The sequence below is a fragment of the Amycolatopsis sp. NPDC104587 genome, from assembly GCF_055583645.1.
The window spans coordinates 250,234-259,442 of record NZ_JBVJNO010000001.1; the positions used below are offsets into that span (position 1 = coordinate 250,234).

Sequence of the window (9,209 nt, forward strand, 5' to 3'; positions counted from 1 at the left end):
CGTACGTGTCGCCGTTGTCGGCGCGGGTGCGCAGCTGTTCGATCTGTCCCTGCTCGGCGAGGAGCCTGGCTAGCTGGTGGGCGGCGGAGTCGTCGCCGTCGTCGGCGCGGGGACGCAGCATCTGGATGGCGTCCTCGACCTGCCCTTGCTCGGCCAGCAGTTCAGCTAGCCGGGAGGTGGCGTAGGTGTCGCCGTTGTCGGCGCGGGTGCGCAGCTGTTCGATCTGTCCCTGCTCGGCGAGGAGCCTGGCCAACCGGTCGGCGGCGAACTTGTCGCCGTTGTCGGCGCGGTAACGCAGCTGTTCCACCCGCCCCTGGAGGGCCAACAGCTTGACCATCTGGTGGGAGGCGACCGGGTCGCCGGTTTCGGCGTGTGGGCGCAGTAGTTGTTTGGCGTCCTCGACCTTCCCCTGCCGGGCCAGCAGCTCGGCTAACCGGGAGGTGGCGTAGGTGTCGCCGTTGTCGGCGCGGGTGCGTAGCTGTTCCACTCGCCCTTGGTTGGCCAGCAATCCAGCCAACCGGGAGCCGGCGTACTCGTCGCCGTTGTCGGCGCGGTGGCCTAGCTGTTCCACTCGCTCCTGGTCGGCCAGCACGTCAACCACCTGGAAGGCGGCGTTCTCGTCGCCGTTGTCGTGGAGCTGCTGGTACAGGGTGAGGGCTTCGTGGTCGCGGCCGCGGTCGTAGGCGCAGTCGGCGAGGCGTTGGGTGTCATCGGGGTGATGATTTCGGACCAAAGCGTGCCAGGCGATGTCGGGAAGAGGCTCGCGACGGCGGACACGCAGGGCGTGCTGGTGCAGGTAGTCGGCGACCCGGTAGCCGGCTATGGCGCCCATGCCGGCGGAAACAGGGTTGAGTGCAGCGGTGGCGCCGTGCAGCAGCCGAATGGCTTCGTCCAGAGCGAGCTGTAGCCAGTCCGGGGGTGCGGTGGCCACTTGCCGCTCGTTGAGGTAGCCGGGTGCGGCGTCGGCGAGGTAGTCGCGGGTGAGGGGTGCGTGGGCGCCGACGCGGCGGGCGTCGAGCGCGGCGGTGATGACGGCCTCGGCGTAGGCGGGTGCCTGTGTCCAGTGGCGGATCAATTCGGGGCCTGCAGCCATCACCTGCGTGAAGCCGGCGTCGAGGGTGTCGAGCGCGACCCGGATCCGGCGATCAGATCCGGCGAGGTCCTCGGCGCGGCGCCGCTCGTGACTACTGAACGCCGGAGGCACGTGCAGCATGTCGGCCAGGTCGAGCAGGCGCCGGTCGTTGGCATACGGGTCCGGCCGGCCGGCCTCGGGCAGCGCCACGCGCTTGCTGTGCTCGCCGGGCCAGCACGTCGCGACCAGCATCACCCCGGCCGCGATCATGTCGCGAACCTGTCCCGCAGGCACACCTCCGGCAAAGTCGAGATAGTCCTGCAGCTCGTCCAGCCACACCACCGTCCGCCCCGTCGGATCAGCTGCGAACTCGCGCAGCACCTCAGCGTCGCGTGGGTGCAGCAGCCACCAGTCCGGCACGACCCCCTGCACTGTCTCGAACAGGGCTCGGGTTTTCCCGACCGAGGAATCACCGGTCAGTAGCACGAAACCGCCCTGTTGCCTGGCCAGGGTGAGCTTCGTGCGCAGGTCAGCGTCGAAGTCCCGAGGCACATACAGCGGCAGCTCACCCCCGCCGGACGTGGACGGCGCGTCCTCGGACGGCTGAGCGGTCTGGATCGCGGCATGCACCCCTAGCACCCGCGCTCGCGCGTCGCGGACCCGCACGGCTCCCGGCGGGCGCCGGTGGTGCTGGGTGGCCACCCGCTCCAGGGCCTGCGCCCATGGACGCTGCGCCTCCTCCTCGCGGATGCCGCAGGCAGCCAGAAACGTCACCAGCGTCTCGGCCTCGGGCACGGACTTGGCGTTGAGAAGGTCGCTGGTGGTCGACCGCGGAAGAGCGGGTTGCCGGCCGCCGCGCGGGGGCAGCTTCGTCGCAGCCTCAGCCAGCCCCTGCAGCGACAGCGACTGATCACGGCGTAGCTGATCGAGAGCAGCAGCCAGTAGGGACAGCGTGCCGATCTTCGCCGGATCTATGCTCACCACCCCCCGTGTCCCCGCAGCCGTCCGGCGGAGGTCACCGGACAGTGCCGAACACCGTACTTCCGCCGACCGCGTCTGCGCATCCTTCCTAGTCAGCCCCCACCGCTGGCCTCCGTACCGACCCCCCGTAGTCCGGGTTGGTACGGAGCCCATGCCGGAGACCTCGCTGAGCTGATCGGCTGTTCCTGGAGCACGGGCAGGCCGGGCTCGCGACCCCGAGAACAGGACACGATCATGTGGACCCCGTTGATCACCCTTGTAGTGCTGGTGCTGCTCACCGCCACAGGCGCCGCCGCAGCGGTGGCGCTCGCGGCCATCGACCACCAGCGCGCCCTGCGGGCTCTGGCTCTGCTCAAGATCTTGATGGGTGCTCTGCTCGGAAGCGGCGGCGTGCTCGCCGCGGTGATCCACCTGTATCACGCTGGGCTGCTGTGACGCCGCGACTGAACCGCGTTCGCGCCGAGATCGGCTGGCGCTACGGGCTTGCTCACGAGTCGGATACCTGTCGCAACGTCGGGCCTGCGTCCGGCTGGCAGTCTTCTCCGTCGGCGGGAGCGGCCGCAGGACTGTCGCCACGCCCGGTGTGAGAGCTCCACCACCTAACCGGATGGCCAGATGGGGACTTCGCAGAAGGAGCAGATAGTGGACGTCGACGTTCGTCTGCCGCGTCAGGCTTGTCTGTCTGCGCTTGATCGACGCCTTGTCCGGCCAGTTCAGCTGTCGCTCCGCAGGAAGAACGGTCTACGAGGTCACTGGCCGGCCGGAGATCGGTGGCCCGGCCTGTGGCCGACGCCAGTTGGATCGACTGCTCTGAGTGCTGACCTGTTGCGCTCTTCGGGGCTGTGGCGTCTGTGCGGGACAGTACCGCTCTGCTGGTCAGGTCGTGGCTGGCGGCTCTGGCATTCGCTACGGGTAGGGGTGTCGACACCAAGAGAACTCCACGATTCCCCAGAAGAGTGCGCCCTGAGCAGGCATTCCGCACTATTTCGCATAGTTCGCGTTGTGCGTTTATGTGCGTTTAATGTGACCTGCCGGTGCCAACCTTTCCCAAGCTGATCCAACTACGTCCAGTCTGATCCAGTGCATGGCATCGCATCCTCGCTCATGTGTTGGCATGCAAGGAAGTCTGCCCAGGTCTGCTGCATTCTGCACCACCATCAAGATCGAGAAGAGTTCTGAAGAGATGGGTGTCGCTGAGTCCAGCTGAGTTCTGCTGACTGTCGCTAAGTGGCGCGGTCACCTCTTTGGCGAGCCGAGGTGACACGGCCCTCCGCGACGTGCTTCAATCTCCGCAAGACGCAAAAGCGCCCGGCTGGTCCCCTCCATACTTTGGCGAGTCTAAGGGGGCCAGTCGGGCGCAATACCTCGGTTGGAGGCAGCCATCATGGTTGCACAGCGCTTGACCCCTGGCCAGCCACCCCTACGATCGCGTGTTGCTACCTGCGTGATGGGCAAGGTCGACACCCTGTCCGTAGGAAATGTCGAGACTGAGCCCGCGTTCTCTGACGGCGTGTCCTAGCCATGGCCACCAAGCAGGCCCCCCGGTTGCTGGGGGGCCTCATCAGTGACGCTACGTCCGTCCATCGGCGGCAGCAGCTGGCCGAGCTTCTCGCAGCCGCGAGGTCGGAGAACGCCGCTCGAGCCCGGAAAGTTCTTCGCCACCAAGATCTACGGGAACTGCTGGCAGCTCCGCCGATCGGCATGAGGACTCCGGCGACGTGGAGCGGCTGGATCCCGCCTGAAACGAACCCGGAGGAACTTTGCCCGGCCTGCACGAGCCTGATGGTCGAGCGACCGGCCTGTCGGGGACTCGATCATCGGGTGCGGTTCAACGACTCGAATCGGCGCCGCGTGCTCGTCGCAATCGTCGAGGAGGCGCGCAGGCGTGAGCTCGCCACCTCGTGACCGTGAGGCAGCGTTGTCGGGGGCTTCGGTCGGAAGAGGCCTCCCCGCCGCATCGAACGGTGGCTGGGTCGGCTCGGCGAGTTTAAAGATCGGCTCTTCTGCCTGGCTGGGAGCCGATCGGAGTCGCGAGCCGTACGGCAGGTGCGGGGCGGCTCGCGCGACAAAGAGACCAAGAAGAGCCCGAGGAAGCCGTGACGCCGCGGCAGCGTCCGCGGCGCCTATCAGCCGTGAGAGCACTCAGGTCACAGCATCGTCCTGCCGCCGGCGAAGGTCGTTGCGTTCGTGTGGGCCGCGCAGCCGCAACTCGGTCCGGTTGCGGATGCCGGGGCGCCGTCGTTCGTGCCATCGAGGCGCAGGCCCTCCGCGGTTCGGGGTGACTATGACCTGATGTGCTGGGCGGCCTACCTCTTGCGGAGCGGTCGTCACTCGTTCCGGTATTTGCGCCGGTGGAGGCTCGCCGTCCAGCCGCGGGGCTGATGGACTTCCGTCGTGCCACGCTCTCCGACACCCCGCCAGGTCGAGCTGCTGCGCTGGCTCGGCGACGGCTGCCCCGAACGTGACTGGCCTGACCACAACCACAAGACCGCCGTCAGAGCCCTCGAGAACCGCGGGCTCGCCACGATCAGCCGCAAGCACAAGATTTGGGCCGCAGCGATCACCGAGCGGGGCCGCTACTACCTCGACCACGGCTGCTACCCGCCGCCCGCCGCCGCCACTACCGCCACCGCCACCGATGCGGCTTCGGCCGAACTGCCTCCGGTACCGCCCACGCGCGGGCGGCGACGTGCCGACCACCCCGTGCCCGACACCACGGCGCGCGCAACGCAGCGCATCACCTGCCGTCGCACATTGCCGGTCAGGCACACCGAGCGCACTATCCAGGAGATCTACATGCGCTACAAGGTCGTCGTCACCCGTGTCCAGGTCGCGGAACGCTTCGTTCGCGCGGCCAGTGAGGAAGACGCCGCTGCCAAGATGCAGGAAGAGATCAACCGACCCTACGGTTACGCTGGCTCCTGGAAGACCGCCGCCACCGAAGTCGACGTCGTCGAAGCCGAGCAAACCACAGTCATCAAACCCACATCGCCCGCGGCCAACGACACGTTGCTGATGCCCCTGAAAGCCGCCGGCAAGGTACTCGGACTCACCAACTCAACTCTCTACGAGCTGGTCAACCGCGGCGAGATCGATCATGTCCTGCTCGGCTCACGCAAATACATCTCCCGCGAGCACCTCCTCGAGTTCATCGAACGGAACACTCTCAAGGGCAAACACCGCGCCCGCTGAGGCTTCTGTCACCCCGCAGGCCGTCCCTCTGGTCGCTGTGTCTCGTTTCCGCGGCGGGAGTGCTGCTGCCACCGGAGGTGTTTCGGCGCGACAATTGTCCGATCCACCGTTCGCGTTGCCTCCCGCAGTCGTTGGTCCTGCACCGGACAACACGTCCCGATTCAGCACCGTGCTCGCGTGACCGTCGAGGCTCTCGTCGTCGCACCGGCGGTGGCGCTACAGGGCGTCTAGAGCGACGCCGCGATCGCTGATCCCGGCGTCGCGGAGTACTTCGTCTAGAACCTAGACCTCGTTGCGGCTCCTGAGCAATTTGTCGGCGGCTGACGGCCCGGCCGCAGCCAACAACCGGGCGGGCAGCGCGAGCGGAGAGCCGTTCACAGAGCCGACATCCACCGCCGTCATCTGCACGGCGCAGTCCGGTCCAGATGTTCTAGCCACCCGCGGAAAGCATTGAGGTTCCTCAGGGCTGCCAGCGTCGCTGCGATGTCGGCTGCCATGCCGGCCGGGACCCGACGTACTGCGAGGTCGGTGATGGCGAGCCCAATTTTGGGACAGCAGACTTTCCAGAAGATCTTCGCCGTCGGCCGGGCTCGGTAGCGGCGGGCGTAGGGGGCGATGTGCAGCGAACTGGTCGAGGTGCAGCTTCTCACTTTCGACGCCTTCCCGGACGACAGTGGCGATGTGGCTGTCGTCGATGTGCTGGCCGAGCAGGTCACACACGGTGCGCAGGGCGGTGGTGACGGGCAGCCCGTCGATCACGACGATGTCGTGTTCGGCGAGGGTCGCGTTCCTGGTCCACGTCGGGGTCGCGCACGTCGCGGCGCTTGGGCGTGGTGACGGTGAGCTGAGCAGTAGTACGCGGCCCCGCGAGACTCCTGCGCAAAGCTCGATCGGACGAGCATCAGCGAGCTGGTGCCGGCAGAACGTAGGAGAAGGGACGTACTCGTGGCACCCACGCTTGGAGGTCCCGCAGGTCCGGCAGGGTGATTGCGTTCGAGAGCGCGAGCAGACTGTCGTGCAGGTGATTCCATGCCGCGACTTCAGCGTCAGCAATCCGGCCGACCGCAGGGCTCGCCCACTGCAGGGGCTGGCCTTCTGGTTTCAGCGTCGCGAGGAAGTCGGTCCAGCTCGTTTCGGATGGCGCGTGGAGCAGGGCATTCGCGAGGCGGCCGCTCAAGGCTGCGTGTGCTGTGAAGGCGCCGAGAAGCACGATGGCCGCTTGGTATTCATGGTCGAGGAAGGCCGCGGTTTCTGTGAGGTCGCGGGTGGAGCGGACGAGCCGGTAGAGGTTGACTAGTCGTTTGGCGTCGCGGGGGGTCTCGATCAGGTGGTCCAGGCGCGCCAGTAGGTCGACTTCGTGGTCGGTGAGCGGGTGCGGCGGCTCGGGCAGCTGCGTCGGATCCAGCTGTGCGGCGACTTGGGAGCCCTGCTCGACCTGTAGCGCCGTGTCCGCCGCGATCGACGTCGCGGACGGCTCCGTGTCCGCTGCGGCACCAGTATCTGGTGCGAATGGGCTGCCCGAGCGCGTGTGACGTGCTGACGGTTCGACCATGCTGTTGAGCAGCTGCTTCAGGCCGCCGGATGCCATGGGGGGCAGGACGAGCGGGATGTTGAGGATCTTCTCGAGGTAGTCCTCGGGCGAGATGCGCCAGCCGTCGCGGCGTGCTGTGGGTTGGTCCTCGATGAGCTGGTCGTAGTGGCTGCTGATCGAGCGCAGCAGCCAGCGCGGATCTACTCCGACTACGACGACGAACAGGTCGAAGGCGAGGAGTAGGTGCACGGCCTGTAGTACTTCGACGACTTGGCTCGGGGCGCACCGGTCGAGGTCGTCGATGTAGAGGACGATCCGGTCGACCGGTTTCGGCGGGTCGTTCTCGCTGTGGGAGGGCTCGCGCAGCAGTGCGACGAGCTTCTCGAAGTCCTTCCGGATTGTGGAGATCAACCCCAGGCTGCCTCGGTAGTCCTCGGTCTTGGACCGCTCGGCCAGGAACGCATACAGCCGGCGTCCCGGGGTGAGTTCGGCGAGCTGCCGTCCCAGCTGCCCGACACGGTCGATGACCTGCTGCAGCTGTGCCTCGGCGACGCGCTGATCGGCTTCGACCTTCTCGAGCTCCTGGAGCTCGGCAGCGAACGGAGCGTCAGCCAACCCCTGGTGAATCTCCTGGGCCAGTGACCGCAGCCTTCGTAGACCTACGCGAGCTCTGCCGATCATGACTGTGCCCGTGGCGAGCGGGGCGAGAACGGCAGCGGTCAGGACGCTGGCAAGCCAGATCTTGACGGTCGGCGCGAGCAGGATGACGCCGAGCGCGACCACGAGCACGAGGCCTGCCGCGCCCAGCGCGACGCGGCCGTGGCGGTACCGGGACATGCGATGAAGTTCGTCGGCTTCGTTGAGCGTCCCGCGAAGTTCGTCGGCCAGCAGTCGGCCCTGCTCGGCGGCGGCCGTCACCCCGAGCGCCGACCAGACCTTCCGGACCCCGCCTTTGATCGTCTCTGAGCCGCGCAGAGCTGCCAGAATCCGGGTGCCGGCCGACATGCGGGCGCCTTCGGTTTCCCTGATTTTTCGGTGCAGCGCAGCGGCTTCTGTCTCGGCTTGTTGGGTGACCGCAGTGAGTTGGTCCCGGAGCTCTAGTTCGGCGGCGAGTTGCTCCTTGAGCCTCTTGCCGTCGCGCTTGCGTTCTCCGTGTTCCGCGTTTGACTCGCCGCGGCTGCGGTGAGGTTCGGCGAGTTGTCGGAAGATTTCGTCGCCTAGGCTGGCCCAGAGGTTGGAGTCGGCGTAGTGCCAGGCATTGAAGCTGATTTGTGCGATCTTCGTGCAGTTGCCGGGCGTGTCCTCCAAGGTTCTGATCTGATCGCGGAGCATGCCCATGAAGAAGCTTTTGCCGGATCCCCATTCCCCGAACAGGCCGATCGACAGGGGGAGCGGCGTGTCCTCTGCGCTGATGACATTGGCCAGCATCGACGCGTAAGGCAGGATTCCCAGCATGTCCTGCTTCGCGTCGATGTACTCGTTAGGGTCGACCAGGTCTTTACTGACGCCCCCGGCAAGCATTCGTGGCCGTGCTACGCGGGATGAAGAATCGTCTCTAGGTGGACTTTTCGTGATTAATTCCGTGTAGTTAGAGAAGTTTGCAATAAGTTCTCTGTCATCTTCTAGGCCGTACACAATGACGGATTCGAGGTGGCCGCCATTGGTTATGCGAGCTTCTGTTACTAGATCTAGAGCGATTCGTATTGTTGACTGATCAAACCAATGTTTCAGGAACGTTGTCGTTGACCGATCATGCTCCAGTAAGGTGGTTAATGTGGGTTCGACCCTAAAAGCTATGGTTAGAATGTGCGGGTCTTTAAGGCATTGAATAATTGCTCGCGCGAACCGTCCCTCTTGCGTTTTGGGAGGCGTCCGACCGAGGCTACGCAGGAGGAAGATTGCGTAGGGCCTTTCGCCTGTTGTTCCATCGTTAAGGTATATCGAATTGACATCCTCGTCAAAGCTTTTATTAGCTAGGGCGTCGGCGGCGTTGGGTAGTGCCGAGGCAATTAACTCAAGCGTAGATCGAATTTGGTCAAAATGTCGCCCGGCATCAACAATTAGCGCGTCGGCGGGGAGTTTCCATGGTTCGTATGCTGACGTACTGAGCCACTTAACCCTGAGGTGCTCGCCAAGCTCTCGAAGGCCGTCTCGTGCTGATTGCGGGTCCATACCCTCAGCTCGCCCTGACGTCGCGGAGTGTTACACCGCGCTGGCCGCTGCTTGGTTGTCTGGCTGGGAAGCGCTGTAGCACGGCGCCCTGCTGGCTGGCTTAGCCGTTCTGGTCGGTGTGGGCCACGGGGGGGGGGCCCCACGACCCCAAAACCTCCTTTCCCTTCCTTTTCGTTTGTTGTTTGGGCCTTCTTCTTTTTTTTTGTCTTTTTTTTTTTTTTTTTTTTTGCGGTGGGGTTTTGGCGGGTGCCCTTTCTGCTC

The 9,209-nt window shown here is 65.4% G+C and carries 6 protein-coding genes; 3 read left to right on the plus strand and 3 right to left on the minus strand.

Features of this window, described 5'->3' with window-relative positions:
• On the minus strand, positions 1–2,053 hold a 2,053-nt coding region (locus ACZ61C_RS01225; RefSeq protein ID WP_465301536.1), incomplete at its 3' end, for a hypothetical protein.
• 234 nt (positions 2,054–2,287) lie between these two features.
• Here ACZ61C_RS01225 and ACZ61C_RS01230 point away from each other — a divergent pair.
• From ACZ61C_RS01230 to ACZ61C_RS01240, 3 genes are all read left to right on the plus strand, one after another.
• On the plus strand, positions 2,288–2,488 hold the full coding sequence (locus tag ACZ61C_RS01230) for a hypothetical protein (RefSeq protein ID WP_465301537.1): 201 nt from the start codon (positions 2,288–2,290) through the stop codon (positions 2,486–2,488).
• A 1,086-nt stretch (positions 2,489–3,574) separates the two neighbouring features.
• Positions 3,575–3,958 carry a hypothetical protein gene (locus ACZ61C_RS01235; RefSeq protein WP_465301538.1) on the plus strand — a complete coding sequence of 128 codons (384 nt, stop codon included), beginning with the start codon at positions 3,575–3,577 and terminating at the stop codon, positions 3,956–3,958.
• Between the two features lie 489 nt (positions 3,959–4,447).
• Entirely contained in the window at positions 4,448–5,245 is a 798-nt protein-coding gene (locus ACZ61C_RS01240) for a helix-turn-helix domain-containing protein (RefSeq protein WP_465301540.1), read from the plus strand.
• Between the two features lie 282 nt (positions 5,246–5,527).
• Here the strand turns inward: ACZ61C_RS01240 and ACZ61C_RS01245 are convergent, their stop codons facing one another.
• Both ACZ61C_RS01245 and ACZ61C_RS01250 read right to left on the minus strand, forming a co-directional pair.
• Positions 5,528–6,004, minus strand: a complete 477-nt coding sequence (locus ACZ61C_RS01245; protein ID WP_465301542.1) for a hypothetical protein — start codon at positions 6,002–6,004, stop codon at positions 5,528–5,530.
• A gap of 142 nt (positions 6,005–6,146) precedes the next feature.
• Positions 6,147–8,297 carry a P-loop NTPase fold protein gene (locus tag ACZ61C_RS01250; RefSeq protein ID WP_465301544.1) on the minus strand — a complete coding sequence of 717 codons (2,151 nt, stop codon included), beginning with the start codon at positions 8,295–8,297 and terminating at the stop codon, positions 6,147–6,149.
• Positions 8,298–9,209 lie beyond the last annotated feature (912 nt).

Bases quoted from the DNA above. Each gene is read 5' to 3' on its own strand.
- ACZ61C_RS01230 (WP_465301537.1), top strand. From the start codon at position 2,288: ATGTGGACCCCGTTGATCACCCTTGTAGTGCTGGTGCTGCTCACCGCC.
- ACZ61C_RS01235 (WP_465301538.1), top strand. From the start codon at position 3,575: ATGGCCACCAAGCAGGCCCCCCGGTTGCTGGGGGGCCTCATCAGTGAC.
- ACZ61C_RS01250 (WP_465301544.1), bottom strand. From the start codon at position 8,297: ATGCTTGCCGGGGGCGTCAGTAAAGACCTGGTCGACCCTAACGAGTAC.